This is a genomic window from Natrinema sp. CRL1 (assembly GCF_059162405.1).
Genome location: NZ_JBLVOY010000001.1, coordinates 709,412 through 733,267, shown reverse-complemented (window position 1 = coordinate 733,267; position 23,856 = coordinate 709,412). Strand labels below are relative to the sequence as shown.

The following is a 23,856-nucleotide window of genomic DNA, read 5'->3' as shown; positions in this document are numbered from 1 at the left end:
ATGAGACGCAAACGAACACACGATCAACGGCGAGGCAACTCCCAGCGACCACGAACGATTTCGGTCTCGCTGGATCGACGGGGCCAGACCACGCAGGATTTCGCCATCGGTATCGGCGTCTTCCTGCTAGCGATCGCCTTCGTCTTCTCGTTTCTCCCGTCGGTCGTGACCCCCTTCGACTCGTCGGTCGGCGGCGCGGAGACGGCACAGGCCGATCGAATTGCGGATCGCATCGTCCACAATGTGTCGACGGGATCGGGCAACGAGATCAATTCGACGGCATTCAACACGACGTATGCGGAGGGAAATCTGACCGAAAATCTCAGCCTTCGCTCGAGCAACGGGAATCAAATCGATCGGGTAAACATCAGTATCGAGACGCTCAATGACGGTAACACGATCGATACGCAGGATAACCGAACGGCCGGTGACGTGTACGACGACCAGGCAGCGGCTAGCTCGGCACGGATCGTCACGATTACAGACGGTTCCGGGAGCTGTGACCCCGCGTGTCGGATCGTTGTGAGGGTATGGTAATATGCGGGGATCCGACGGCCGAACCGAGACCGACCGTGGCCAAGCCTACACGCTCGAGGGATTCATCAGCGCGATGGTCGTGTTGATGGCCGTCCTGTTCGCGCTGCAGTCGGCCGTGATCACGCCGACGACGGGCGGGTTATCCGACCGGACGGTACAGGCACAGATCCAACAGGAGGCACAAGACGCGCTGATCGTTTCGAATCAGGGCGGGAATCTCTCCGAGGTGACCCGAAATTGGGATCGAGATGGTGGCTTCGAAAATACGGACCAACCGCCGGCACCCGAGGAAAATAACCAGACCTACTCCGTGGAACAGTTCGCGAATGAGTCGGAACTCGGACAACTATTGAAGGAGCGATTCAGTGAGAACGGCTGGAGCTACAACGTCGAACTGTACCCGGAAGAGGGCACGAAGCGAACGTTCGTCTATCAGGGTAGTCCGCCCTCGAGTGCGTTGACCGCGAGTTACACCGTCACGCTGTACGATAATCAGATCGTAACGTCTGACTCGAGCGACGAGCTTCGGGAGGCTGCCGAGGAGGATTACGAGATGATCCCCCGCAGATCTGGCGACGAAACGCCACTCTACAACGTCGTGGAAGTGCGGGTGATACTATGGTAACTCGACGGCGCGAGCGAGCGCAGGTAATTCTCATCGGTGCGGTTTCACTTGCGTTCATCATTCTGGGAATCGTCGTCGTCTTCAACGGAGTCCTCTATACGGAGACACTGTCCTCCGGTGGGACGAGTCAAAGTGCGGGTAATGCCCATGTGGTCGAACAGGAGGTCAACCAGAGTGTCGGTTGTCTGCTCCACTATGTGGAGACCCAATCGGGCGCAAGTGATAACAGCACGTTGGAGTCGCAGGCAGAGACCAACATCTCGACGTTCAAGACGGCCTATCAGAACACAACGGTGAACTCGACACCGGCGGTCGTAGACATCAGCTACATTAATGCGACCGCGACCGACGCACCTAGCCCTAGTTTTGAAAGTGCTAATGTGACTGTTTCGTACGACTCGAATTCCCTCAGCTACAAGCAAAACCTGACCGTCGAACCGGGGTGTCCCTGAAATGCTCACGGTTGGCCAGCACGACGAGCAAGATCGCGCTGTCTCGATCACGATCACGCACGTCCTCACGATCGGTATCACGACGATTCTCATCGCCATGCTGTTGACGGCGTCCGGAACCATGCTCGAGTCAGAGACCGAACGGAGCGCTGACTCCTCGCTCGAGACGGTCGGCGAACGGATCGCCGACGAAATCGGCAACGTCGATCAGATCGCGAACGAAACCGATGACACCGTGACTCTCACGACTGAGCATCCACGGACAGTCGCAAGTTCTCGGTACACCGTCGAGCTACAGGCGGACTGCAATAATGCCCCGCTGCTTGAGGAGAACACTGCCTGCGTGAAACTGACTGCACAGGACACTGACGCCGTTGCTCACGTACCGATCAAGACTGACAACGATATCAACGAAACGTCAGCAACCGGCGGTACGATCGAAATCGTCTACGAAAGCGACGAGATACAGATTAGGAGCTGGGATCAATGAGACGCAGGCAATCTGTGTCAGGACAACGGGATTCCCGTGCGGTATCCGACGTGCTCGCGTTCATCCTCGTGTTCGCGATCATCCTCAGTTCCGTCACGTTGCTGTCGATGACCGGGTTCCAGGCCATGCAGGACTATCAAGAGGCCGAACAACTACAGAACGCCGACCGGGCGATGGAGGCTCTCGCGGTAAACTTCAACGACGTCATCCGATACGACGGAATCGAGCAACGCTACGGCGAACTCGCGCTGCGAGAGGGGACGGTCAGAACCGGGGATAGCGGAACGACGTTGACCATCTCGATCGAGGGGGGTAGTGACTATGACGAGTATGACGACGGAAAGACAGTCAACCTCGGTGAATTCACGTACACATCTGAGGGAGATCGAATCGCGTACGAGGGCGGTGGTCTTATGCGAGGCGACGAGTCGGAGACTTGGAGTACCGTCAGCAAACGACCCCAATTACGATGCGGTGAGGAGGCAGCGGTTATCTCGCTTGTGAGGGTCACAGCAGATAACCGGTCGATACAAAGCAGCGACGGGCTCGGGTTCACGATATCCGTCGAAAACCGCAGTAGTAGGGTCTACAATGAGGTAGATACTGTCGATATCTCTGTCGAAGAGAGCGATTACGAAGACGCATGGAATTCGACGGTCGATAGCGGAGGCTGGGGCTCAGAAACGTGCGATGTTGGTGACTCCGGACGAGTCGTCGTAACCCTCGTTGACGTCGACATCGAGTACTAACCGAGCCGGTCCGACTTCCGATTACGCTTCTTCCCAGTCGCCGGTCAACATCGCCCGCAAACCAGCGCGAGCGGCCAGTGCCTCGACTCGAGCAGCCCGATCGTCGACATCGCCCGCAGTTTCAAGATAGAGACCGTTCGAGAGCTGTGTCGATTCGGCCATCGGCGAGCCGTCAGCGTGAGCGGGCTCGGTGTTCAGGACCGTGTCGTCAGCGTCGTCGGGGCTCCACGGGACCTGGACCCCGGAGAGGCCGCGTTCGAAGAGGTATTCGGCGGTTTCGATGAGCGCTCCCTCCGCAGTGGAGTGACCGATCGCCCCGATCGAACCGCGCTCGTTGAAGAACCGGACGACGTATTCGCCGTCGGCTTCCGCGGTGGCCCCGTCGCCGTCTCCGTCTTCATCAACATCCGCCTCAGCGTCGGCAGCAGACGAGTTGCGAGGGATGTCGTCTCGAGCGGCGGACGTTGCGTCGCCATTCCTCTCGGATTCAGTCGCGTCGTCCGTATCTGTCTCGGAGTCGGAACCTGTGTCCGCACTCGAGCCCGGAGCCCTCTCCAGGTCTGCCGTGTTCGTATCGGATCTGCCTGTGTCATTGCTACCGGCTGTGGCATCGTTTGATTCGGATCGTGAGACGGAGTCGCTTCCGGCGGCCGTCGGCGTCCCATCGTCGGTGAGCGCCGATTCGCTGAACCGAACCGAGACATCCGACGTGGGCTCCCGTCGTTCCGGCTCGTCCTCGGCGAACGCGACGACCAGCCGGTCGAGGAAGCGGTCAACCGCGGATTCGAACTCGTCGGTGTAGACATCGCCCTGAACGGTAGCCGCCGACAGTCGATCCGCGATCGAATCGACGAGTTGCGGTCGCTCGACGGCGAGTTGGCGGGCAACGTGGGTCCGAGAGTGCTGTTCGAGTCCGCGGCCGAGGGTCTCCCTCGAGTAGTTAGCGAGCGTCGCTTCGCTGTCGATGAGTTCGGACAGTCTGAGCGCGCGGTACTCGATGTCAGTCGTACCCGCAAGCAGCAGGTACTCGCGGCCATTGGTGTAGATCGCGCGGTCGACGCCGGTCCACGCCATCGCTTTTCGAAGCGCGTTCGCTCGAGATTCCTCGAGTGAGTCGTCGTAGGCCTCGATGGCAACGAACAGCGCCGGAACGGAATCGATCGACGGCACGTACTCGAGTCGGGTGCCATCGACGGACCGGTCCGTGAGACACGAGTCGGCACGGCAGTCCCAGCCGAGCGTCTCGAGGAAGGGGTCGACGAGCAAGGTTCGGGTCTCCCGGCGGGTGGTCGGCGGTGAGGCGTCGACCAGTGCCCCGACGCGGGTGACAAACGAGTGGAGGTCGGGCGAAGGCATCCACCAGAAACTATTCGACGGACCGTCATGTAACGAGTGGTTGTCTTCCAGTGTGCGAACAGGACAGTCCGGTTCGGGAACTGTGACCCACGCAGGGGCCGCTGGCCGTTCTCACCGCTCGCGCTGGTAGATCCGCAATCGGGCCTCACGGACGGTAAAGGATGACTGGAGGGTCGGCGGAATCGTCTCGGCTTTGCCGATAACGAGATAGCCGTCGGTTCGAAGCGATCGGGCGATCGTCTCGAGCATCGGCCGTTTGTACTCGTTGTCGATATAGATGAACAGGTTGCGACAGATGACGAGGTCGAAGCCCGATTTCGGCTCGTCGTTAATCAGGTCGTGACGTCGAAAGCGAACGTTTTGCTTTACGTCGTCGGTGATCCGATAGGATCGACCGTCGACATCGACGTACTGCCGGTACTCGTCCAGAAAGGAGAGTTGCTCGTCTAGATCGACGGTCCGTGATTCCTCGTAGACGCCCGCTTGCGCCGTCTCGAGTGCGGGGGTGCTAATGTCGGTCCCGAGGACGTAGACGTTGGAGCCGTCGATCTCCGGATCGTCCCGAGCGAGCATCGCGATCGAGTACGGCTCTCGACCGTCCGCACACGCGGCGCTCCAGATTCGAACGGGAGATCCATTTTTCGAGAGGGTTCGGAGGACCGATCGAATCCCCGACCAGACATCTGGGTTCCGAAAGAAGCCGGTGACGTTGATGCTCAACGCCTCGAGCAACGCCTCCTGCTCGGCCGGCTCGGTTCGCAGTTTCTCGAAGTACGCGCCGTAGGTCTCACACTGCGTGCGGCGCATTCGCGAGGAGACGCGTCGGTCGAGGTAGCTATTGTTGTAGTGACTCGTCGCGAACGCCAGTTCGTCCTCGACGAACGCGAGGAGGTCGGCGAAGACCTCGTCGTCGCCGCCGACTGTATCGGTCTCGCCAGCGATGGCGTGGCCATCGGAATCAATGCCGGTGTCGCCGGCACCGTCGCCGATCACAGTTCCGTCACTCCGTTGTCCCCGTCGGACGTCTTGACGGTGAGTACCCCCGCCCCGGGTGTGAACTCGACGGTCCGCCCGTATTCGCCGCCGACATCTTCCGCCTCGAGGGGGACGCCGAGTTTCTCGAGTTCCGCCTTCGCGGCGACGATGTTTCGCTGTCCGACGCCGTCGCCGAAGCTCTCGAACTCGAACATGTCGCTGCCGCCGGCAATTTTCGCTTCGACGGCGGTGTAGTTTGCTCCCTGCTCGACCATCCGTCGGAGCAGTGCACGAATTGCCGTGTCGGCGTACTTGCCGGGCTTGCGGTCGCTGTTGTCCGCAGTGTCTCCGTCGGGCAACATGACGTGTGCGAGGCCGCCGATTCCGGTGTTCGGATCGTACAGCGCGATGGCGAGACACGAGCCGAGCCCGTAGGATTTGAGCGTGTCGTCGCCGTCGCTGACGACCAGTTCCGAGATGCCGACTTGGACCGGCGTCGGTGCGCCCGGTTCGGTGCCGTAGGTTTTCATGCGTTATCGACTTCATGGAACTCCGCCGTCGTCTTGGCGTCTTCGATCCGATCGACGTCTAAGTTGTTCAGCGCCCGCTCGAGGTCGGATTCGTCGGGAATCGCGTACACTTCGCAGTCGAACTCGCGGCCGTCGGCCATGACGACTGTGTCGAAGACGAATGCAAAGTCTTGGTTCTCGCCGAGTTGGATAATTACTGGGTCGACGGCGGCCGCGCCGATGTCGTGGATGAACTCCGGCGTCGAGTGGTCGATCGTCGTATCGAGGACGTTCGCCCAGCCGTCGAGGAAACCGCTGGCCATGATGTTGCCGAGTTCTTTGATCGCGCTGGTCCCCATCTCGCCGAAGCCGTCCTCGTCGACCTCCATCGGCACCATCGCGTCGACGATTTCGTGGGCGGACTCCTCGTCGAACAGGAAGAGGAGATAGCCGCTTGGCATCCCGTCGAACTCGAAGGCCACACCGACGAGTTTCTCGTCTGCAACCTGCTCCGGAATCGCCTCGAGCGAGACGAAGTTCAGCCGACGGATGTCGATGCTGGTGTCGATGCCGGTCAGCGTCGTCGCCGTCTTGGCGACCTCCTCGGCACCGCGTTCGGCCATCCGGTCGAAGCCGTCGAGTTTGTCGTACTCGATGCCCTCGCTCGTTCGCAGTCGCTCTAGGAGCTTCGACATCGACTCGCGTTTCGGGAAGAGGTAGTGGCTGAAGCCGACCTCCGTCCCGACGGTTTCGATCCGGCTCTGGAAGAGCAACGCGAGGTCGTCGTCGGCCGGTGCCTCGTCGATATCGCCGAAGAAGGGCTCGGCGGTCTGGCCCTCGACGAACTCCGGCGTCGAGACGTCGATGACGGTCTCTAAGACGTCGGCCCAGCCGTCGATGAACCCGCTGTTCATGATGTGGCCGACTTCGGTCGCGGCGCTCTCGGTCATCTCGTCGAAGGCGTCGACCTCGCCCAGTTCGGTATCGACCTCCGAGTTCGGGTCCGCTTCGGCGAGTAGGGTTTGGACGATCCGGAGCGCGTTCTCGCGGTCGAACACGACGACCGAATAGCCCTCGATCCCGCCAGTCAACTTGACGCGAACGCCGACTTTCTCCGTCGAATCCTCGAACTCGCGCTGGATCTCCTGGCCGCGCATGAAGTTGAGTTTCGTTACGCCGACCTGCGTCTCGACGCCCAACATATGGGTGAGTCGGCCCGCCGCCAAGCCAGCGCCCTCTCGAGCCATCCGGTAGAACGTGCCGAGTGCGTTGACGTCGAGTTTCATGCGGGTTGGACTTCGATGCCGTTGACCATTTCCACGAACTCTTCTAAGTCGGGGAATGCGTAGATTTCGGCTTCGATCTGGTAGCTGGGGACGGATAGATCCGAATCGAAGAACAGGGCGAGGTCGTCGCCGCCGAGGCTGGCCGTCCGGGTGACGATATCCTCCGTCGGCGCGTAGACGAGTTGCGGTGCGGCGATATCGATCGCGCGACCGAGCACGTCGGCCCAGCCGTCGATGAAGCCACTGGCCATCATGTTGCCCATCTCCTCGACGGCACTACGGGCCATCTTTCCGGAGACGTCGCCCATGTCGTCGACGACGTCGCGCAGCATGATCGCCGTGATCTTCTTGGCGCTGGCCTCGGGGAAGAGGATGAGGATGTGTCCGTGCGGTGGGTCGAGCAGTCGGACGCGGACGCCGACCCGCTTCCCGCCGTCGAGTTGGGACTCGATGTCCTCGATGTCGATGAAGTTGGTCTTCGTCACCTCCATCTGGGCGTCCTCGCCGGTCAGTTTGCTCATGTTGTCGGCGACGCCGTTCGTCCCGACTTTCGCCATCTCGTTTATGAAGCTCAGCTTTCGAATATCGACCATCATCGTCATAGGTTTCTCCGTGGGTGTCGGTGTTTGCGTTCGTTCATAGTGTCGTCACATCCAGTATGTTGACTACTTCCCCTCGTCCCCGCACCGTCGCACCGCTGATCCCCGGAATGCCGCTCATAACGCCCTCGAAGGGCTTGACAACGACTTCCTGCTGTCCGTGGACGTGATCGCAGTGGATCGCCACGTCCCGGACCTCGTCGCGAATGCGGACGACCATACCGTCGCCGTTCGAACCGGGCGTCGGCGTCTCGAGGACATCGGACAGCGAGAGAACGGGATAGTCGCCGTCCTCGCCGGGGAGGACGGGATCGCCATCGATCGTCTCGATCGCGGCCACCGTTTCGATATCCCTGACTGCCTTCGTCGGGACGCCGAACTCCTCGCCGCCGCTCTCGACGAACAGGATCTCGTCGATCGCGACCGTCACCGGAAGCCGCATCGTGACGGTCGTTCCGTCCCCCTCGTCGCTGTCGATCGAGACCGTGCCGTCGAAGTCCTCGACCGTCCGCTTGACGACGTCCATCCCGACGCCGCGGCCGCTGACGTCGGTCACCTCGTCGGCCGTCGAGAGACCGGGATGGAAGATCAGATCGTAGGCCTCCTCGTCGGGTAGTGACTCCGCGACCGACTCCTCGAGGATACCGGCCTCGACGGCTTCGGAGCGGAGCCGATCGGGGTCGAGCCCGCTTCCGTCGTCCTCGACGGTGATAGTGACGCGGTCGCGTGAGCGGTCGGCGTGGACCTCGACGGTCCCGTCGCGTGGTTTGCCGACCTCCTCGCGCCGCTCGGGTGGCTCGATCCCGTGGTCGACGGCGTTGCGAACCAGGTGGATCAGCGGATCGCCGATTCGATCGAGAATACTCCGGTCGAGTTCGACATCCTCGCCGGTCATCTCGAACGCAACTTCCTTGTCCTGATCCCGGGCGATGTCACGGACGACCCGCGGGAGGCGGTTCGTCACCGACTGGAGCGGCACCAGCCGGATGTCCATCACCGTCTCTTGGAGGTCCGTCGTCAGATCCGACAGCGCGTCGAGTTCCGTCTCGAGCGCCGAGTTGCCGTCGTTTTCCTCGGCCGCGTGCCGGAGTCGAACGCGACTCGTCACGAGCCCCTCGACGAGGGTCAAAAGCGAGTCGATCTGCTCGACGTCGACCCGGACCGACTGAATCTCGTCGGTTTCGGCGTCGGCGTCGGCATCGGATCGATCGCTCGTCTCGGGTAGGGAGATATCCGGAATCTCCATTTCCGGCTCGTCGACGATCCGAACCACGTCGTCTTCGTCGCCGTCGTCGTCCGACGCGGTCGAATCGTCGCCGAACGACGCGGCCGAGGGCAGACTCGAGTCGTCGGCTTCGGTGTCTGAATCCGGCGAGTCGAAGCCAGCATCAGCCGTGTCGAATTCGGCAGTATCGGCGAACGTCTCGTCGGATTGTTCGTCGAACTCGGCCTCGAAGTCGTCGTCGGACTCCGGTTCGGATTCGATCGGATCGGCCGAGAGATCGTCGAACGAGTCGTCATTGATCCCGAAGTCCTCGTCACCGAAGGGGTCCGTGTCGTCGCTTGCGGCCTCGAAGTCGTCGTCGAAGGCCGCCGTCGGCTCGAAGTCATCCGCGGCAGAGTCGCCGAACGAGTCGGTCGTCGGTTCGTCGTCTGCACCATCGGCCGATCCGTCCTCCGCGGCCGCCACAACGTCGCCCGATTCCGCGGCCGCCGTAGTATCGTCGGCTGTCTCGGCTGTCGCAGTATCGTCGCTTTCGAGGGGAGCCACCTCGCCAGCGTTTGCGGATTCGGAATCGGTCTCGACCGCTTCGGGGGCGGCATCGTCGACCGAATCGACGGCGTCGTCAGCATCGGTTCGAGCGGCGGCTTCGGCCGACCCGGCCGCATCGGCAGCGCTCGCGTCCGCTGGCTCGTCGGGAGCCGTGTCAGCTCCGTCTTCGTCGTCGATTTCGCTCGCCGGCGACGCCTCGAGCAGGTCCTCGTCGGACGCTGCGTCGTCGATGTCCGTTACTGCCGTCACATCGTCTTCGTCAGCCCCTGCCGACGCGTCGTCCGAGTCGAACTCGAGGGCGTCGACGGCGTCGTCGAGGTCGTCCTCGGTCGAGCCGACCGCCTCGTTGGTGTCGCTGTCAGCGGTCGCCTCGTCGGCGATAGCGGCCGATTCGTCATCGCCGTCACCATCGGACGGGGCCGCGTCAACGAGCATCTCGTCGATCGCATCCTCGGACGGATCCGTTCTCTCGTCCGGTTCCGCGTCGACTAAGATGTCGTCGACCGCACTCTCGGACGGCTCGGCATCGTCGAGAAACGAATCGTCGTCGGCGTCATCGCCGAGGAGTTCGTCCATGTCGACTTCCTCCTCGTCGTCGAACTCGTCGAACTCGAGTTCGTCGAGTTCGTCCTGTAACTCGTCGAAGCCGACCATCTCGACCTCGTCTTTGAGTTCGTCGAAGACCGCACCGGCGTCGTCGACCTCGTCGTCCGCGTCGGCGTCCGTCGCCGCCTCGGGTTCGGAGGTATCGGGGGCGGTCGCGTCGTCTTCCTCGAAGGAGTCGGCCGGCGGTTCGCCGGGTTCGGCCTCGAGTTCGGCGACGTCGTCCTCGTCGAGCAGGTCGTCGAACGAGCCGGCTTCGCCCATGTTCTCGAAGGCGTCGAGTTCCTCGTCCTCGACGTCTTCGACCATCTCGTCTAAGTTGTCGAACTCGTTGAACTCGTCGAGCAGGTCGTCGACCTCGAGGTCCTGGGCTTCGTCGGACGAAATGTCGTCGCCGGGTTCCGCGGCGGCCGACTGGTCCGGCTCCGCGGCCTCGTCGCCGTCGAACCGATCGCTGACGTCGACGATTTCGAAGTCATCGACCTCCTCGACCGGCTCGAGACCGGACGAGATCGCGGTTTCGCCGACCGCGGTCCCGAAGACCGCGTCGAAGGCGGTGCCGTAGTCCGCGGCCTCGATTGCCTCGCGGGGCGGGTCGGTGCCGATCAGATCGAACGCGTCGATCAGGGCGTCGACGACCAGTTCGCCGTTGTTGACGCCCTCGCGCTGTGTGATCGCGAGCCGCGCGAGGTAGACGTTGTGAGCGTCGTCGGCCGGCGGATCGAACCGGGAGCAGACGTCGTCGATCTCGCTCGCCGTCGGCGTCCGGATTCGAGCCCCCGCGACGTCCGTGTCCGTGAGGTGGTCGCGAAGCGCCTCGATCGTCGCCGACGGATCGGTCTCGATCTCGCCGGTCTCGGCGACTTCGTCGACCATCGTCTCGAGTTCGTCGACGGCGTCGAAGACGACGTCCATCAACTCCGCCGTCACGTCGAGGTCGTCGCGGCGGACGGCGTCGAGTAGATCCTCGATCGCGTGGGCGAGGTCGCTGGCCGACTCCAGCCCCATCGCCCCGCAGTTCCCCTTAAGGGTGTGTGCAATCCGGAAGATGTTCTCCATCGCCTCCTCGTCGTCGGGCTCGCGCTCGAGCCTGAGCAAGGCGTTGTTCAGTTCCGTAATCCGTTCTTCGCTCTCCTGCACGAAGTCCGTCAGATAGTCACTCATCGTTCTCACCGTCCGTCGTGAACGCGTCGACGATCGCGCCGACGATGTCGCCGGCTGGCGCGACCCGTTCGACGCAACCCGTTTCGATTGCCTGACAGGGGATACCAAAGACCGGGCTCGTCGCCTCGTCCTGTGCGATCGTGTGACCGCCTGCGGCCTTGATCGCCTCGATCCCGGCCGCACCGTCGCGGCCCATTCCGGTCAGGACCACGCCGCAGAGTCCGTCGGAGACCTGTTCGGCGGCGCTTTCCATCGTCACGTCGATCGCCGGCCGTACGCCGTGGACCCGGTCGCCGTCGCCGTCGAGTCGCAGTTTGAGGGCGTCGCCGGCGTTGCTCGCCACCTCGAGGTGGGCGTTGCCCGGCGCGACCGCGGCCTCGCCGGGACGGAGTTGATCGCCATCTGCGGCTTCGTTGATGTCATACGCGCTGTGGGAGTCGAGTCGATCCGCGAACCGTTCGGTAAAGCCCGGCGGCATGTGCTGGACGACCAGCACCGTTGCCTCGAGATCGGCCGGGAGTTGCTCGAACAGTCGTTCGACGATCTTCGGGCCGCCAGTCGACGCGCCGAGGACGATTGTCGGCGCAGTCGCACGCTCACCATCGACGGCGATCGGGGTCGTCTCCTCGTCGGGTTCGGAGTCGGTTCCGATGCCGGGCGTGGCGTTCGGCCCGGTCGTACCGTGGTCGGACAAGAGCCGGGCATCCGAGCCGCCGCCCGCGACGGCGTTTCCGGTCGCGGTTCCACGTGCCGGGTTGCCGGACCGTCTCGTTCGGGTCGCGTGGGCCGTCGCGGCCGCCCGCGCGAGGGCGATCGACGATACGTCGGCCTCGGCGAGTTCGTCGACTTTCGCGACGACTTCGTCCGTGAGGTGGGCGACGTTGCGCGAGTCCGACCCGTCGGGTTTGTGGAGGAAATCCACGGCCCCGCGTTCTAGGGCGTCGAGTGTCGCCTCCGCGCCGCGTTCGGTGTGAACGCTGAGCATGAGGATCGCGGTCGGATTCGACGTCGTGATTCGCTCGACGGCGTCGATACCGCCCATCTCGGGCATCTCGACGTCCATCGTCACGACATCCGGATCGAACGCGTCGACGCTTTCGACCGCTTGTGAGCCGTTCGCTGCCGTTTCGACGTCGTAGTCCGCCGCCTCGAGCGCGTTGCCGATGACTGTCCGCATAAACTTCGAGTCGTCGACAACGAGTACTCGCGTCATGCAGCGACGACGTCCGAAAGGGCCTTTCTGACGCTGGGTTCTTCGAACGGTTTCGTGACGTAGCCGTCCGCGCCAGCCTTCACGGCGAGTTTCATTTTCTCACGCTGTCCGACGCTCGTACACATGATGACGCGGGCGTCCGGGTCGATCTTCTTGATCGCCGCGGTCGCCTTGATGCCGTTGCATTTGGGCATCACGATGTCCATCATGACGATGTCGGGGTCGTGTTCTTTGTACAATTTGACGGCTTCAGCGCCGTTGGACGCCTCTCCGAGGATGCGGTAATCTTGTTCCAAGATCTGACGCAAGAGGTTCCGCATAAAATGAGAGTCGTCCACGATGAGCACCCCTGTCGACATTCAGTAGTACACCAAATTCTCGTAGAGATACAACTACCATAAATGCTGTCTCCCGATTATCAGTCGTGATAAGGTCCGTATACGCCCCGGAGACACCGCTGAAACGCTAGATCGAGAACGGCCCGTCGACGGCGATCACTCGGATTGGCTCGAGGCCTGTAGCAGCCGATCGATATCGATCAGTGCGGTCGCCTCGACGACGACTTCTCGCGTCGATTCGCCGTCGTCGTCCCCGTCGTCCGGCTCCACGGTGTCATCCTCCGTCGGTTCGATTTCGAACGCCTCGACGACCGTCTCGCCGATCTCGCCGCTCGCCGCTCGAGCCGACGAGAGCGCCGCAGAACTGTCCGCACCGCCGAGTCTATCGATCCCGAACTCGGACGTCGCCCCGGCGTTGTCGGCCGGCGTATCGGTCACTGCACTCCCGGTATCGGCACGCGACTCCCGTTCCTGCGTGATGAGCGCGACGATCAGGGGGTGCTCGAGAGCGTCCCCGGAAAGGTCACTGTCCTCGATCGCGTCGGCGTCGATGACGTTGCTTTCGGGGACCGTCTCGACGCCGATGACGTCGTCGGCCCGGATCGCGATCGACTGCTGGTCGCTTGCGCGCTCGAGGACGAGCAGTCGATCGCGGCCCGACCGGGACTCGGTGACGGGGAAGTGAATGCGGGGATCGATGACCGCGGTGATCTCGCCGCGGAGGTCCATCAGTCCCTCGATCGCCGGCGGCGACCGTGGCACTCGCGTCAACTCGGTCGGCGGTTCGGTCAGCGTCCTGACGGCGTCGACCGGAAGCGCGAGTCGGTGTTCGCCGACGCCGACGAAGACGAACTGAACGAGTTGCTCCTGTTCGTCGTCGCCGTCGGTGTCGCCAGTCCGACCGGCGTCGTCGCTATCGATTCCGAGCCGCGTGTCCGAGAGATCCGGGGCCATGTCTTGTTCGTGTATCAGAGCCCACCAATAAAACGTTGACTCCGCCGTGACAGTCTCGAGGCGAACCGTACCGCGAGTGAGGATCGCTCGAGTAGGGTTCGAATGGGAGTCCCAACGCCTGTACCGCCAACTATCGCCGCGCCGTATACTGCATCGGAACGCTTATTTTTCGATCGGTCATCCGTCAGGGAGAATGGGATCGGCATCGAACGACGGCGGAACCGACGGACATATACTAGTACTTACATTCGGCCTCGAGGAGAAGCGCTACTGCGTTCGTGCCGAATCGGTCGCCTCCGTCCTCAGCGTCACGGACGACGACCCGCTCGCGGCTGCCGACGATCCGTGGGACGCGGGGACGCTTTCCGCCGCCGGCGAACGGATCAGAGTCGTCGACCTGCCGCGGGTGTTCGGCTCGTCGTTCCGCACGGCGGCCCGGGTCGACGATCCAAAGCTCCTCGTCTTTTCGGTTACCGACGACGACGGCCGCTACTACGGCTGGCTCGTCGACGACGTCGACGTGACCCAACGTGTCCACGCCGCCTCGCTCGAGGCACCGCAGCTGAACACGACACACGTCAAGGGACGGCTCGAGATCGACGGCGACGACGTGGTCTGGCTCGACGAACGGACGATCCACTCCTAACCGATCGAAGGCGACGGTAACGGCGCGGCAAAAACAGACTACGGGAAGCCCGGCGGCCCGCCGTCCGAATCGTCGTCAGTGTCGACGTCGAGGCCGAACTCTTCTCGCTGTTCTTGAAGCCGTTTGACCTGTCGGTAGTAGTAGCCGATGCCGATGCCGCCGAGCAGGACGGCCGCACCGACGAGGCCGAGGAACAGCGGGATATCTCGTGTGAGATAGTACCGTAGCGAAATCGTGCTGTCGAGTTCGTCCCAGGTGAGTTGCTCTCGGTCGTCAACGACCTCGCGTTCGTACCCGTTCGGTGAGACGTCCCCGAACAGGAAGTTCGTCGTCCGGTGGCCCTCGGGAAGGCTTACCTCATAGGAGCCCTCGACGTAGGCCGGGAGCTGGAACGTCTTTCGTCCGGCATCGCCCGAGAACGCGAGCGTGCCGTTTCCGTCGGGCACCTGCACGGTGGTCTCCGATCGACTCTGCTCGATCTCGAGTTCCGAGCCGGTCAGTTCGGTCCCGTTGGGATGCCAGTAGCGAACGCTATTGATCTCCAGTGGCTCGTCGCTGAAGAGGGCCGATCGATACAGCGACAGTTCCTCGGTTCCGTTGAGGTCGTAGACCGCTCGGAATTCGCCGCTCTCGATGGCGCTCCCGTCTTCAACCTCGATAGCGACATCGGCGTTGCTGTCGCGCAGATCGCCGTAGTCTTGCTCCTGATCGAGTTGCTCGTCCGAGATGCCGCCGAAAATCGCCGAACAGCCGGCTACCGTCATGAGCAACGCGACCGCAATCGTCGCGAAAACGAGCCGTCGATTCATGCTAGGGGACGACACAGCGGAGCTCCGCCGGGAGGTATTCGCCAACGCTTGCGAGCAGCCCCGGCGGATCGGTGGTTTCCGTACAGATGACGCTCTGCTCGAGCAGGCCGAGTCGTTCGACGGTCACGTAGTCCTGTGCGTGGCCGGCGCGGTTGAGCGTCGCTCGGACCTCGGCTCGCGTCGCGCTGTTGACGTTGAGCCGGCCGTCGCCGCGGGTCCACTCGTAGAGTCGATCCTGCTCTGCCTCGGCGAGTCGCGACGGCTCCTCGCCGTCGCCGCCGTAGACGAATCGCAGGGGCAGATGCTGGACCAGCCCGTAGCGCTCGCGGATCTGCAGCGCCGATCCCGGGCCGAGTCCGAGTTCGTCCGCTGGGATCCGCACGCCATCTCCCTGCCCGGCGTCGAGGACGAACCCGTCTTCGTCCCACGACTCGAGGGTGCCGACGTAGGTCTCGCCGGCCTCGAGGTCGGGGACGATTTCGCCGAACTCCTCACCGAGGACGTTCCGTGCGGCGGTGGCGTCCTCGCCCTCGATCGTCACCGAGGGGAAGTCGTCGTGGCGGATGCCGATCTCGAACTCGACGTCGAGTTCGCCGATCTCGTTTGCCACCAGCGAGCGCAGCGAATCTAGCGAGCGCTCTCGAGCGTCGCCCTCGACGTACAGCTTGGTTGCGAGTACGACCATCAGGCGTCCGCGTCGATGTTGAGTTCGTCCTCGAGGGCGTCGAGGCGGTCGTCCATCGCAGTGACCAGTCGGTTGTTGTCCATCGATTCGAGCGGCGACCCGCATTCCGGACACTCGAAGTTGAAGTCCATCGCCTCGCCGAACTCGAAGCGAATCGAGCAGATCTCACAGAGGTAGAACTCGTGGTTGCGCTCGTACTCCCGGCGCTCGTCGAGCGCCTCGTGGAGCCGGTACATCTCCTCTTCCAGATTCTCGGGAATGTTGTCGTACTCGAAGGTCCAGAGGTAGGTCAGCCACCCCGAGTCCTCGTCGCGCAGTCGCCGGTACGTGGCGAGATCGTTCTCGTAGAGAATGAACAGCGCGCGCCGCACGTCGTTCAACTCGAGGTCGAGCTCCTCGGCGAGCTCCTCGTCGGTCACTTCCCCGTCCGGGGGTGCCGCCGCTACGGGCATCCCCTTGGGACCGACCAGCTCGTGCAAATATTTCTGGATCACCGGGTCCTCGAGCAGGTCCTCAAAAGCCATTACCTACGTGTAACGGCATGAGGCCATTAAGTCTTATCAAGTACCCCGCCCGCGGTAACACGGGGCTGGTGTCACAGCGAGGTGATTGCGTGCGTCGCGGCCGAACGAGAGACGTGACGACGGCGACCCTCTCGATGCGATCGGACGCGACGTTTATAGTGCTGGCTGGCACGTTTCGAGACGATGACTACCGATGCGTCGTGTGGTGCCGTGCGGGCCGACTCGGATCTATCGTGCGTTCATCGCCTCGAGTTCGACGTGCCGTGGCCGCCGAAACACGTCGCCGCCTACCTGCTCGAGGGACCCGAACCGATCCTGATCGATGCGGGCGCACCCGGAGAGACGGGTGAGTCGGAACTACGGGACGGGCTCGCCGAATTCGACTACGAACCGGCCGATATCGACCACGTCCTCGTGACCCACGTCCACAGCGACCACATCGGCCAACTCCCGGCGCTCCGGGACGCCGGCGCGACGGTACACGTCTCACAGGCGGCGATTTCGCGACTCGAGCGAGATCTCGAGACGGTCCGTGGAGGACTGCGGGAAACGGCGCAATCGGCGGGGTATCGCGGCGAGGACCGCGACGATGTCCTCGAGGAGGAACTCGAGTCGCGCCGGCGGGACCGGCGATTAATCGCTTCTGAAACCGTCCAGCCGTTCGATCCCGCGGATCCGGTTTCCGTCGGCGGCCGCGAGTTCGCGGTCTTCGAGACGCCCGGCCACGAGATCGACCACTGTTGCTACGAGACGACTATCGACGGGACGACGGTCCTCTTCGCGGGCGATACGCTCATCGAGCCGTTCCGCGCCGGGGCCTTTCAGGTCGGGTTCGACCGCGGGGCCTACGAGGGGGTCGAAGCCTACTACGAGGCCATGGACCGGCTGGCCGAGACGACCGCGACGCACGTCTTCCCCGGCCACGGCCCCGCGTTCGAGGACCCTCAAGGAATTATTCAAACTACGCGCGAGCGGCTGGATACGCTCCTCGAGGAGACGCGGGCGGCGCTCGAGGCGATCGAGCCCGCGACGCCGCTTGCGATCGCCGAAGAGCGGGTCGGGACCGTCCGCTATCACGCGCCGGTTCTCGACACGCTCGGGGCGCTCGGCACACTCGAGGACCGAGACGCAGTTTCCTACGAAACCGACGACGGCGTCCGCTACTACGAAGCGCGGTGAGAGACCGAGGGGCTCCGAGAGATCGCGGTTACTCGTCGCCCTCCTCGAGTTTGTACTTCTGAATCTTCCCGCTGGTCGTCCGCGGCAGTTCCTCGATGAACTCGATTTCGCGCGGGTGTTTGTAGCTGGCTACCTTCTCGAGACAGAACTCCGTGAGTCCCTCGGCGGTCACGTCGCTGCCGGGTTCGCTGTCACCGGCGGGGACGACGAATGCCTTCGGCACCTCGTTGCGTCGGTCGTCCGGAATCCCGACGACGGCGACGTCCGCGACGGCCTCGTGCTCCAAGAGGAGGTTCTCGAGTTCGCTGGGGTAGACGTTGTAGCCGGCGGTGTTGATCATGTGTTTCTTGCGGTCGACGATCTCGTAGTAGTTGTTCCCGTCTCGGCGGGCGATGTCGCCGGTCCGGAAGTAGCCGTGCTCGGTGAACGCCGCCTCGGTCGCGTCGGGCAGGTTGAGATAACCCGTCATGACCTGCGGCCCGCGGACGACGAGTTCGCCCTCCTCGCCCGGCGGGACTTCCTCGCCCGACTCGTCGACGATCTTGCAGTCGGTCATCCGGAGCGGTTGTCCGATCGTCCCGTGTTTCAGGCCGAACGTGGAACCGCTCTGGGTGTGGGTCGCGCCGTGGGTCTCAGTGAGGCCGTAGCCCTCCGAAATGTCGACGCCTGCGGTCTCTTCGAACCGCTCTTGGACTGCCGTCGAGAGCTTCGCGCCGCCCTCGGAGGCCGACTCGAGGCTGGTGAGATCGTACTCGCCGAAGTCCTCGGAGTCGACCATGTCCGCGTACATCGTCGTCACGCCGACGAAGTGGGTGATCTCCTCGTCCTCGATGAGTTGCATGCACTCCCGGGCGTCCCACTCGAGGGCGCTGCGGAAGTAGAGCCGGCCGCCGCCAACCAGCGGCTGGAGGGCGGTGTGGGTAAAGCCGGTGATGTGATACAGCGGGAGCCAGGTCAGACTGCGGACGTCTTCGGGGTCGACGTCGACGTTCGAGGCGGTCAGCGGCCACATGAGCTGTGCCCGCGTGTTGCCGTGGGTGAGCTGGACCCCCTTCGGGTCGCCGGTCGTTCCGGAGGTGTAGGGCAGTAGCGCCACGTCGTCGTCGGCGCGGTCGACCAGCGTCGGCTCGCCGCGCAGTTCCTCGAAGGCGTGATCGTCGGGATCACGAGGCCAGTCCTCGCTCCGAATCGTGATGATTTCGGGCTCCATTCCGGCATCCGTGATCGCCTCGTCGACGATCTCGCGCAGCGCCGGGTGGGTGACGATCCCCGTCGCTGCCGTGTCCTCGAGCTGGTAGGCCACCTCGCGGCGCTTGTACTGGGGGTTGACCGGCGAGATCTCGACGCCGGCCTTGAACGCGCCGAGGGAGGCGACGAGGTACTGCGGGCAGTTCGGCAGGAAGACCAGCATCCGGTCGCCGGGCTCGAGGCCGAGATCGTGGAGGCCGCCGGCGAGTTCGGCGGTCCAGTCCCGGATCTCGTCGTGGGTCCAGCGGCGGCCGTGGTGTTCCATCGCTTGGCTCTGCCCGTGGTGTGCTGCGGTCTGGTCGAACAGTTTCGCGACGTTTCCCGTTCGCGCGGACTGATCGACCGCGTCAAGATCCATGATTTGTGGTATCGAGGATCATGCTTAAAATTGTACCCCTCAGATTAGCCGCCTGGAGCGTTCGGTCGGCCTGATGAACCGATCGCTCGAGTGAAACACTTACCACTGTTATTGTACTATTACCAACAAAAATCTCCGAGTACGGGACGCGGTTCCGCGATAAGATCAATACCTCCACCATCGACACGACGGGCGGATTTGCCAGCGCTCTTTTCGTCCTCGATGTCGATGCATCTATCATCGGGATGGGCCTCGCGACCGCCGCCGTCGCATCGCTCGGCGAAGCTGCAGTCGACAGGGCCGGCATCGCTCCGTCTGCTTCGAGTGAGTCGCTGAGCCGACAGCGACTCCGCGCTACCACAGGACCGATCGTTTCGTGCGTCGCTAGTCCCGCTCCGTGTCGGCATCCGGGTCTGCCGACTCGACACGCTTGCCCGTCTCCATCGGGATTACCTCCCGATCGGCACCGCTCCACTCCTGCTCGAGTTCTCGGCCCTCGAACACTCGGTCGAGGAAGACGGCGAGGCCGGCCACTTCGGAGTGGGGTTGGTTGGTGACGCCGACGTTCCAGTCGGCTTCCTCGTAGACGTCGAAGGGAACCTTTTCGGAGCCGACGACCAGCAGAAGTTGCTCGCCCTCACCCGCGTGGGCTGCTCGAATGTCGGCTTCGACGTCTTGGACGCGCTCGCCGTACATCGTGAGGTGGACGACCCGGCCGTCCCAGTTGCGGATGACGGCCTGTGGCGAATCGGTGAGTTCTGCCTCGAAGGGGCCGCCGAACCGATCGGTGATGTCCGCGACGGTCTCGAGGGACTGGCCGGCGTTGTCGGGAAAGAGCACGCGGTCGGCACCCAGCGCCCGCGCGGTCAGTCCGACGTGGGTCGTCATCCGATCGTCCCGGCCGGGGCGGTGACCGAGTCGGAGGACGGCGACCTCGCTATCGTCGTGCATGTGGGGACTCACTCTCGGGCGGGGTTAGGGGGTTTCGTTTTCCCACCGAAGTTTTTGTGCGAGTGATGACGAACGGAGTGAGTCTCCCGAGCGGAAAAACTTCGATGAGAAAGGCCGAGTGCGCCGAGGGCGCACTCGGTGAACCGCTCGCTACGCTCGCGGATGCTGCGCTGCACCCACCGATCGGTTCGTTCCCCTCTCGTGCCCCGATCAGTCGTGACCCGACACGATTCGCGTCTCGAGAACGCTTATACTGTTGTGCCTGCCAATAACAGGCTATGGAGAAGGTCAACGAATCGACGCTTGACTGGAAAGAGTACGATCACGGGGAGACCGCGTTCCGACGAAAGGAACTCTCGAGTGCCGTCGACGCCGACGACCTCGGCTGTAGCCTCTACGAACTGCCGGTCGGCATGCGGTCGTGGCCCTACCACTATCACACGGCCAACGAGGAGGCGCTCTACGTGCTGGCGGGCGACGGCCAACTCAAAACCAAAACCGGCCTCGAGCCGCTTTCGGCCGGCGACTACGTGACGCTTCCGGCGGACGAACGCGGCGGCCACAGGGTCGTCAACGACGGCGAGGAGCCGCTCCGATATCTGGCGATATCGACGATGAACGAGCCGGATATCACCGTCTATCCAGAGATGGAGAAGTTCGGCGTTTTTGTCGGCTCGCCACCGGGCGGCCGCGACGAGCGGTCGCTCGAGGGGTACTACCACATCGACGATGAGACGGCGTACTGGGACGAGTAGCGGGTCGAAGCGGCCTCGACAGCGGTGGCCGATCGGCATCTCCGATAGGCTTTTTCGGTCCCCTGCGAAAGGATCACACTATGGTCGCTTTCAGGAACCGAGTGGTGTGCCGATGACGGGGGCTGGCGAGTGGCTCCGGACCGCACGGCAGGAGCGGTGGGGAATGCTGACCGACCTCGCGTTCGCGATCGTCTGGGTGACGATCGTCGAGACGGTCAACTACCTGCTCGGGCCGCCGACGCTCGTGTACTACATGCTCATGCTCGCGGGAATCGTCGCGTACTTCGGGTTCATCTGGAACTTCGAACTCGCGACCAAACTCCAGAACCGGTCGAAGTAGCCAGCACCGCCGACTGTTCTCGCCGCCGCTCGAATCGACGTTGCCGCCGCTACCCGAGTTGCGTCGCGAAAAAAGCTGCCGTCAACCGTCGACTAGTCGTCTTCGTCTGTGTCGATGACGAGGACCGGGGCGCGAGTCGAGCGCAGCGTCCGTTCGGTCACGCTGCCGAGCAGCGCCCGTCTAACTCCCGATCGGCCGTGCGATCCCATGACGACAAGATCGATACCGTTGTTGTCGACGTAGTTGGCGATCATGTCGTGGGGCCGCCCCGCCGAAACGTGCTCGACGGTTTCGATTCCCCGTTCGGCCGCGCGGTCGGCCACGTAGCCGGTGGCGCGTTCGGCGCGTTCTCGCACCTCGTCCATCTCGCCGTAGTGGCCTTGCTCGATGCGATCGAGTTGCTCGCCGCCGAGGCTGAGACTCATCGCGTTTGTATCGACCACGTACAGGGCGTGTAGCTCCGCCCCGTACTGTTCGGCGAGGTCGAGCGCGTGCTCGACCGCGATCTCGGCCGTTTCGCTACCGTCGGTCGGAACGAGTATTCGGTCGTACATTGGCTCAGTCATCCGCGGGGGTCTCGCCCCCGTCGGTCACGACGTCTTCGGCGGTCTGTTGCTGTCGCATCGGCTCGGGGCTGTGACACTGCCGGACGACCCGCTTGGTCTCGATCGGCGGGTCATCGGTCGCCAGCGAGACGATGATGGTAACCGCAAACACGATCGGCAGCGTGATGAGCGCCGACCCGATGGCCGGCATCCACTGTGCCAGTCCCGCCGACAGCGGGGCCTCGAGGCCGCCCACGTAGTTCGGAACGATCTCGTTGATCATCGGGATCGACCAGCCGACGAGTCCGGTGGTCATCCCGGCGAGTGCGCCCGGACGGTTGGCGTTTTCCCACCACATGCCGAGGAAGAACATCGGGAACAGCACGGAGCCGGCCAGCGCGAACGCGTAGCCGACGAGTGCGGCGATCGACGACGCGGGGTCGAGCGCGGCGAGCGTCGTCAGCACGCCGAGCGCGACGATCGAGAGGCGACCGACGAGGATCTGCTGGCGCTGGGTCGCGTCCTCGTTGATGATGTTCGTGTAGATGTCGTGGCTGATCGCCGAGGAACCGGCGATGAAGAGGCCGGCGACCGTGGCGATGGCGGCGGCGATACCGCCGGCCGCGACGATGCCGACGAACCACTGTGGCAGCCCGGACAGCTGGGCCGCCAACACGACGATGACCTCACTGGCCGCACCGGTCATGCCGGGGTCGCCATAGGTCGGAGCGACGTTCTGCGAGTAGAGGTCGGTCCCGAACGCCGCGAACGCTGGTGCGCTCCAGTAGAGGATACAAATGAAGAACAGCCCCCAGACGGTCGACCAGCGGGCCGTTCGTTCGCTCTCGACCGTGTAGAACCGCACCAGCACGTGGGGCAGTCCACAGGTCCCGACGATCAGCGAGAACGTGGTCGCGACCCAGAGGTAGTAACTCGAGGTCGCGAAGGGTTCGCTGAACTCGCTGCCGAGGTCGTCGATCAGCATCCCGTACTCGAGTTGAGGGAGCACCGTCGAGTAGCCGTTCGTGTAGCCGACGACCAGCAGGCCGACCACGAACGCCAGAATGAGGATGACGTACTGGACCGCCTGATTCTTCGTCGCGCCCATCATGCCGGATAGCGTGAGGTAGCCGACGGTGATGATCATCATGGCGACGACCATCACCTGGTAGCCGTCGAGGCCGGGGATGAGGCCGCCGTAATCGCCGAAGATGTACAGGCCGACGAGTGCCATCCCCTTCGCCTGTCCGATGGCGTAGACGAACCCGATAAGGAACGTCGTCACGGCCGCGATGGCGCGTGCGCTGTCGGAGTTAAAGCGGTCGCCGACGAAGTCGGGAGCCGTGTACTTCCCGAACCGGCGCAGTTGCGCCGCCATGAAGATGAGCAGGATGAAATAGCCCGTCGTCCAGCCGACGACGTACACGAGCCCGTAGAATCCGGCCAGTGCGATCGAGGCCGCCATCCCGAGATAGGAGGCTGCCGACATCCAGTTCGCACCGATCGCCATCCCGTTCTCTAGGTTCCCGATGGAACGGCCGGCGACCCACATGTCCTCGGTGTCGGCCACGCGGAAGACGAAGCCGATCGCGAGGAACAGGCCCAGCATCCCCACCACGAGGAGTGCGGGGAGCGTCTTGAAGGAAATGTCCAGCGCCTCGGGAAGGAGACTCTCCTGTAACGGAACGACCGGAACGCCCGTCATTCGTCGACACCCCCGTCAGCCGCGGCGGCCTCGCCGCCGCGGCTGGTTCCGTCGGCGGTCGCGTGATCGATGCCGTACTTCTCGTCTAACGCGTCGCGCTTGCGCGAGTACCAGAACGACAGGATCAACGCGCTGGTCGGCGCGCCGAAGGCGACGAGGAAGTAGTGCAGCGGGAAGCCGAGTACCGGCATCTGGACCGTCATCGCGTCGGTCGCGAGGTACGTCGCCGTCACCGGCCCCCAGACCGCGAGGACCCAAATGGCGAAGCCGGTCCAGACGATGCGCAGGTGATCGCGCATAAACGGCGTACTCGGATTCAGCAGGTTCACCTCTGAGCCGAGATAGTCGGTGTTTCGATGGGCTTGGCCGGCCTGTCCGGCCACGCCACCGTCCGTTGCGGTTCGGTTGTCGGTCGAGTCGTGAGTGTTATTATCTGGCATATGTATGCGAATCGTGTGAGTGTGTCGTTCGTTGAATTTCGAAAATC

The 23,856-nt window shown here is 63.4% G+C and carries 26 protein-coding genes; 9 read left to right on the top strand and 17 right to left on the bottom strand.

Going from position 1 to position 23,856, the window contains the following annotated elements:
- The 5 genes from ACJYUO_RS03875 to ACJYUO_RS03855 are packed head-to-tail and all read left to right on the top strand — an operon-like array spanning nucleotide 1 to nucleotide 2,853.
- Nucleotides 1–537, top strand: coding sequence for a DUF7287 family protein (locus tag ACJYUO_RS03875; RefSeq protein WP_494344082.1), 537 nt, complete (start codon nucleotides 1–3; stop codon nucleotides 535–537).
- Nucleotide 538: 1 nt separating this feature from the next.
- Nucleotides 539–1,162: a DUF7288 family protein gene (locus ACJYUO_RS03870; protein ID WP_494344081.1), complete on the top strand. Its 624-nt coding sequence runs from the start codon at nucleotides 539–541 to the stop codon at nucleotides 1,160–1,162.
- Complete coding sequence (locus ACJYUO_RS03865) at nucleotides 1,156–1,614, top strand: hypothetical protein (protein WP_494344080.1); 459 nt, start codon at nucleotides 1,156–1,158, stop codon at nucleotides 1,612–1,614. Before ACJYUO_RS03870 ends, ACJYUO_RS03865 begins: the two co-directional genes overlap by 7 nt.
- Before the next feature lies 1 nt (nucleotide 1,615).
- Entirely contained in the window at nucleotides 1,616–2,104 is a 489-nt protein-coding gene (locus tag ACJYUO_RS03860) for a DUF7266 family protein (RefSeq protein ID WP_494344079.1), read from the top strand.
- Nucleotides 2,101–2,853: a DUF7289 family protein gene (locus tag ACJYUO_RS03855; protein WP_494344078.1), complete on the top strand. Its 753-nt coding sequence runs from the start codon at nucleotides 2,101–2,103 to the stop codon at nucleotides 2,851–2,853. The genes ACJYUO_RS03860 and ACJYUO_RS03855 overlap by 4 nt, the downstream gene beginning before the upstream one ends.
- A 21-nt stretch (nucleotides 2,854–2,874) precedes the next feature.
- On the opposite strand, the gene ACJYUO_RS03850 is transcribed toward ACJYUO_RS03855, so the two are convergent.
- The 9 genes from ACJYUO_RS03850 to ACJYUO_RS03810 form a co-directional block, all read right to left on the bottom strand.
- The gene (locus ACJYUO_RS03850) at nucleotides 2,875–4,209 is read right to left on the bottom strand and encodes a hypothetical protein (RefSeq protein WP_494344077.1); all 1,335 of its coding nucleotides are present in this window, start codon (nucleotides 4,207–4,209) and stop codon (nucleotides 2,875–2,877) included.
- A gap of 111 nt (nucleotides 4,210–4,320) precedes the next feature.
- Nucleotides 4,321–5,202 carry a CheR family methyltransferase gene (locus tag ACJYUO_RS03845; protein WP_494344076.1) on the bottom strand — a complete coding sequence of 294 codons (882 nt, stop codon included), beginning with the start codon at nucleotides 5,200–5,202 and terminating at the stop codon, nucleotides 4,321–4,323.
- Nucleotides 5,199–5,714, bottom strand: a complete 516-nt coding sequence (locus ACJYUO_RS03840) for a chemotaxis protein CheD (RefSeq protein ID WP_494344075.1) — start codon at nucleotides 5,712–5,714, stop codon at nucleotides 5,199–5,201. The genes ACJYUO_RS03845 and ACJYUO_RS03840 overlap by 4 nt, the downstream gene beginning before the upstream one ends.
- Nucleotides 5,711–6,979 (bottom strand): chemotaxis protein CheC, encoded by a 1,269-nt coding sequence (locus ACJYUO_RS03835; protein WP_494344074.1) that lies wholly within the window; start codon nucleotides 6,977–6,979, stop codon nucleotides 5,711–5,713. Before ACJYUO_RS03835 ends, ACJYUO_RS03840 begins: the two co-directional genes overlap by 4 nt.
- The gene (locus tag ACJYUO_RS03830; protein ID WP_494344073.1) at nucleotides 6,976–7,581 is read right to left on the bottom strand and encodes a chemotaxis protein CheC; all 606 of its coding nucleotides are present in this window, start codon (nucleotides 7,579–7,581) and stop codon (nucleotides 6,976–6,978) included. The genes ACJYUO_RS03835 and ACJYUO_RS03830 overlap by 4 nt, the downstream gene beginning before the upstream one ends.
- Before the next feature lie 34 nt (nucleotides 7,582–7,615).
- Nucleotides 7,616–11,119, bottom strand: coding sequence for an Hpt domain-containing protein (locus tag ACJYUO_RS03825; protein ID WP_494344072.1), 3,504 nt, complete (start codon nucleotides 11,117–11,119; stop codon nucleotides 7,616–7,618).
- Entirely contained in the window at nucleotides 11,112–12,332 is a 1,221-nt protein-coding gene (gene cheB / locus ACJYUO_RS03820) for a chemotaxis-specific protein-glutamate methyltransferase CheB (protein WP_494344071.1), read from the bottom strand. Before cheB ends, ACJYUO_RS03825 begins: the two co-directional genes overlap by 8 nt.
- Complete coding sequence (gene cheY, locus ACJYUO_RS03815; protein ID WP_006181855.1) at nucleotides 12,329–12,691, bottom strand: chemotaxis protein CheY; 363 nt, start codon at nucleotides 12,689–12,691, stop codon at nucleotides 12,329–12,331. Before cheY ends, cheB begins: the two co-directional genes overlap by 4 nt.
- 135 nt (nucleotides 12,692–12,826) lie before the next feature.
- A complete protein-coding gene (locus ACJYUO_RS03810) occupies nucleotides 12,827–13,624 on the bottom strand; it encodes a chemotaxis protein CheW (RefSeq protein ID WP_494344070.1) in 798 nt (265 codons plus the stop codon).
- 193 nt (nucleotides 13,625–13,817) lie between these two features.
- Here ACJYUO_RS03810 and ACJYUO_RS03805 point away from each other — a divergent pair, with 193 nt between their 5' ends.
- Nucleotides 13,818–14,270: a chemotaxis protein CheW gene (locus ACJYUO_RS03805; RefSeq protein WP_494344069.1), complete on the top strand. Its 453-nt coding sequence runs from the start codon at nucleotides 13,818–13,820 to the stop codon at nucleotides 14,268–14,270.
- Between the two features lie 38 nt (nucleotides 14,271–14,308).
- On the opposite strand, the gene ACJYUO_RS03800 is transcribed toward ACJYUO_RS03805, so the two are convergent.
- From ACJYUO_RS03800 to tfe, 3 genes are read right to left on the bottom strand one after another with little or no spacing between them, the layout of a single operon-like run.
- Nucleotides 14,309–15,079: a DUF5803 family protein gene (locus tag ACJYUO_RS03800; RefSeq protein ID WP_494344068.1), complete on the bottom strand. Its 771-nt coding sequence runs from the start codon at nucleotides 15,077–15,079 to the stop codon at nucleotides 14,309–14,311.
- A 1-nt stretch (nucleotide 15,080) separates the two neighbouring features.
- The gene (locus ACJYUO_RS03795; RefSeq protein ID WP_494344067.1) at nucleotides 15,081–15,764 is read right to left on the bottom strand and encodes a DUF2110 family protein; all 684 of its coding nucleotides are present in this window, start codon (nucleotides 15,762–15,764) and stop codon (nucleotides 15,081–15,083) included.
- Nucleotides 15,764–16,288 carry a transcription factor E gene (gene tfe, locus ACJYUO_RS03790; RefSeq protein ID WP_006429779.1) on the bottom strand — a complete coding sequence of 175 codons (525 nt, stop codon included), beginning with the start codon at nucleotides 16,286–16,288 and terminating at the stop codon, nucleotides 15,764–15,766. The genes ACJYUO_RS03795 and tfe overlap by 1 nt, the downstream gene beginning before the upstream one ends.
- Before the next feature lie 183 nt (nucleotides 16,289–16,471).
- Between tfe and ACJYUO_RS03785 the strand changes: the two genes are divergently transcribed.
- Nucleotides 16,472–17,467, top strand: a complete 996-nt coding sequence (locus ACJYUO_RS03785; protein WP_494344066.1) for an MBL fold metallo-hydrolase — start codon at nucleotides 16,472–16,474, stop codon at nucleotides 17,465–17,467.
- 28 nt (nucleotides 17,468–17,495) lie between these two features.
- Here ACJYUO_RS03785 and ACJYUO_RS03780 read toward each other — a convergent pair whose 3' ends face one another.
- Entirely contained in the window at nucleotides 17,496–19,073 is a 1,578-nt protein-coding gene (locus ACJYUO_RS03780; protein WP_494344065.1) for a class I adenylate-forming enzyme family protein, read from the bottom strand.
- Nucleotides 19,074–19,457: 384 nt separating this feature from the next.
- Nucleotides 19,458–20,024 carry a tRNA (cytidine(56)-2'-O)-methyltransferase gene (locus ACJYUO_RS03775; RefSeq protein WP_494344064.1) on the bottom strand — a complete coding sequence of 189 codons (567 nt, stop codon included), beginning with the start codon at nucleotides 20,022–20,024 and terminating at the stop codon, nucleotides 19,458–19,460.
- A gap of 278 nt (nucleotides 20,025–20,302) precedes the next feature.
- On the opposite strand from ACJYUO_RS03775, the gene ACJYUO_RS03770 reads away from it, so the two are divergent.
- Together ACJYUO_RS03770 and ACJYUO_RS03765 are read left to right on the top strand one after the other, a co-directional pair.
- Nucleotides 20,303–20,779, top strand: coding sequence for a cupin domain-containing protein (locus ACJYUO_RS03770; RefSeq protein ID WP_494344063.1), 477 nt, complete (start codon nucleotides 20,303–20,305; stop codon nucleotides 20,777–20,779).
- A 112-nt stretch (nucleotides 20,780–20,891) separates the two neighbouring features.
- Entirely contained in the window at nucleotides 20,892–21,119 is a 228-nt protein-coding gene (locus ACJYUO_RS03765; RefSeq protein ID WP_494344062.1) for a DUF8119 family protein, read from the top strand.
- A gap of 92 nt (nucleotides 21,120–21,211) precedes the next feature.
- Here ACJYUO_RS03765 and ACJYUO_RS03760 read toward each other — a convergent pair whose 3' ends face one another.
- The 3 genes from ACJYUO_RS03760 to ACJYUO_RS03750 are packed head-to-tail and all read right to left on the bottom strand — an operon-like array spanning nucleotide 21,212 to nucleotide 23,809.
- On the bottom strand, nucleotides 21,212–21,673 hold the full coding sequence (locus ACJYUO_RS03760; protein ID WP_494344061.1) for a universal stress protein: 462 nt from the start codon (nucleotides 21,671–21,673) through the stop codon (nucleotides 21,212–21,214).
- Between the two features lie 4 nt (nucleotides 21,674–21,677).
- Nucleotides 21,678–23,369 carry a VC_2705 family sodium/solute symporter gene (locus ACJYUO_RS03755; protein ID WP_494344060.1) on the bottom strand — a complete coding sequence of 564 codons (1,692 nt, stop codon included), beginning with the start codon at nucleotides 23,367–23,369 and terminating at the stop codon, nucleotides 21,678–21,680.
- Nucleotides 23,366–23,809 (bottom strand): DUF4212 domain-containing protein, encoded by a 444-nt coding sequence (locus ACJYUO_RS03750; protein ID WP_494344059.1) that lies wholly within the window; start codon nucleotides 23,807–23,809, stop codon nucleotides 23,366–23,368. Before ACJYUO_RS03750 ends, ACJYUO_RS03755 begins: the two co-directional genes overlap by 4 nt.
- Nucleotides 23,810–23,856 lie beyond the last annotated feature (47 nt).

Bases quoted from the DNA above. Each gene is read 5' to 3' on its own strand.
- ACJYUO_RS03875 (WP_494344082.1), top strand. From the start codon at position 1: ATGAGACGCAAACGAACACACGATCAACGGCGAGGCAACTCCCAGCGA.
- ACJYUO_RS03870 (WP_494344081.1), top strand. From the start codon at position 539: ATGCGGGGATCCGACGGCCGAACCGAGACCGACCGTGGCCAAGCCTAC.
- ACJYUO_RS03865 (WP_494344080.1), top strand. From the start codon at position 1,156: ATGGTAACTCGACGGCGCGAGCGAGCGCAGGTAATTCTCATCGGTGCG.
- ACJYUO_RS03860 (WP_494344079.1), top strand. From the start codon at position 1,616: ATGCTCACGGTTGGCCAGCACGACGAGCAAGATCGCGCTGTCTCGATC.
- ACJYUO_RS03855 (WP_494344078.1), top strand. From the start codon at position 2,101: ATGAGACGCAGGCAATCTGTGTCAGGACAACGGGATTCCCGTGCGGTA.
- ACJYUO_RS03850 (WP_494344077.1), bottom strand. From the start codon at position 4,209: ATGCCTTCGCCCGACCTCCACTCGTTTGTCACCCGCGTCGGGGCACTG.
- ACJYUO_RS03840 (WP_494344075.1), bottom strand. From the start codon at position 5,714: ATGAAAACCTACGGCACCGAACCGGGCGCACCGACGCCGGTCCAAGTC.
- ACJYUO_RS03835 (WP_494344074.1), bottom strand. From the start codon at position 6,979: ATGAAACTCGACGTCAACGCACTCGGCACGTTCTACCGGATGGCTCGA.
- ACJYUO_RS03830 (WP_494344073.1), bottom strand. From the start codon at position 7,581: ATGACGATGATGGTCGATATTCGAAAGCTGAGCTTCATAAACGAGATG.
- ACJYUO_RS03825 (WP_494344072.1), bottom strand. From the start codon at position 11,119: ATGAGTGACTATCTGACGGACTTCGTGCAGGAGAGCGAAGAACGGATT.
- cheB (WP_494344071.1), bottom strand. From the start codon at position 12,332: ATGACGCGAGTACTCGTTGTCGACGACTCGAAGTTTATGCGGACAGTC.
- cheY (WP_006181855.1), bottom strand. From the start codon at position 12,691: ATGTCGACAGGGGTGCTCATCGTGGACGACTCTCATTTTATGCGGAAC.
- ACJYUO_RS03810 (WP_494344070.1), bottom strand. From the start codon at position 13,624: ATGGCCCCGGATCTCTCGGACACGCGGCTCGGAATCGATAGCGACGAC.
- ACJYUO_RS03805 (WP_494344069.1), top strand. From the start codon at position 13,818: ATGGGATCGGCATCGAACGACGGCGGAACCGACGGACATATACTAGTA.
- ACJYUO_RS03800 (WP_494344068.1), bottom strand. From the start codon at position 15,079: ATGAATCGACGGCTCGTTTTCGCGACGATTGCGGTCGCGTTGCTCATG.
- ACJYUO_RS03795 (WP_494344067.1), bottom strand. From the start codon at position 15,764: ATGGTCGTACTCGCAACCAAGCTGTACGTCGAGGGCGACGCTCGAGAG.
- tfe (WP_006429779.1), bottom strand. From the start codon at position 16,288: ATGGCTTTTGAGGACCTGCTCGAGGACCCGGTGATCCAGAAATATTTG.
- ACJYUO_RS03785 (WP_494344066.1), top strand. From the start codon at position 16,472: ATGACTACCGATGCGTCGTGTGGTGCCGTGCGGGCCGACTCGGATCTA.
- ACJYUO_RS03780 (WP_494344065.1), bottom strand. From the start codon at position 19,073: ATGGATCTTGACGCGGTCGATCAGTCCGCGCGAACGGGAAACGTCGCG.
- ACJYUO_RS03775 (WP_494344064.1), bottom strand. From the start codon at position 20,024: ATGCACGACGATAGCGAGGTCGCCGTCCTCCGACTCGGTCACCGCCCC.
- ACJYUO_RS03770 (WP_494344063.1), top strand. From the start codon at position 20,303: ATGGAGAAGGTCAACGAATCGACGCTTGACTGGAAAGAGTACGATCAC.
- ACJYUO_RS03765 (WP_494344062.1), top strand. From the start codon at position 20,892: ATGACGGGGGCTGGCGAGTGGCTCCGGACCGCACGGCAGGAGCGGTGG.
- ACJYUO_RS03760 (WP_494344061.1), bottom strand. From the start codon at position 21,673: ATGTACGACCGAATACTCGTTCCGACCGACGGTAGCGAAACGGCCGAG.
- ACJYUO_RS03755 (WP_494344060.1), bottom strand. From the start codon at position 23,369: ATGACGGGCGTTCCGGTCGTTCCGTTACAGGAGAGTCTCCTTCCCGAG.
- ACJYUO_RS03750 (WP_494344059.1), bottom strand. From the start codon at position 23,809: ATGCCAGATAATAACACTCACGACTCGACCGACAACCGAACCGCAACG.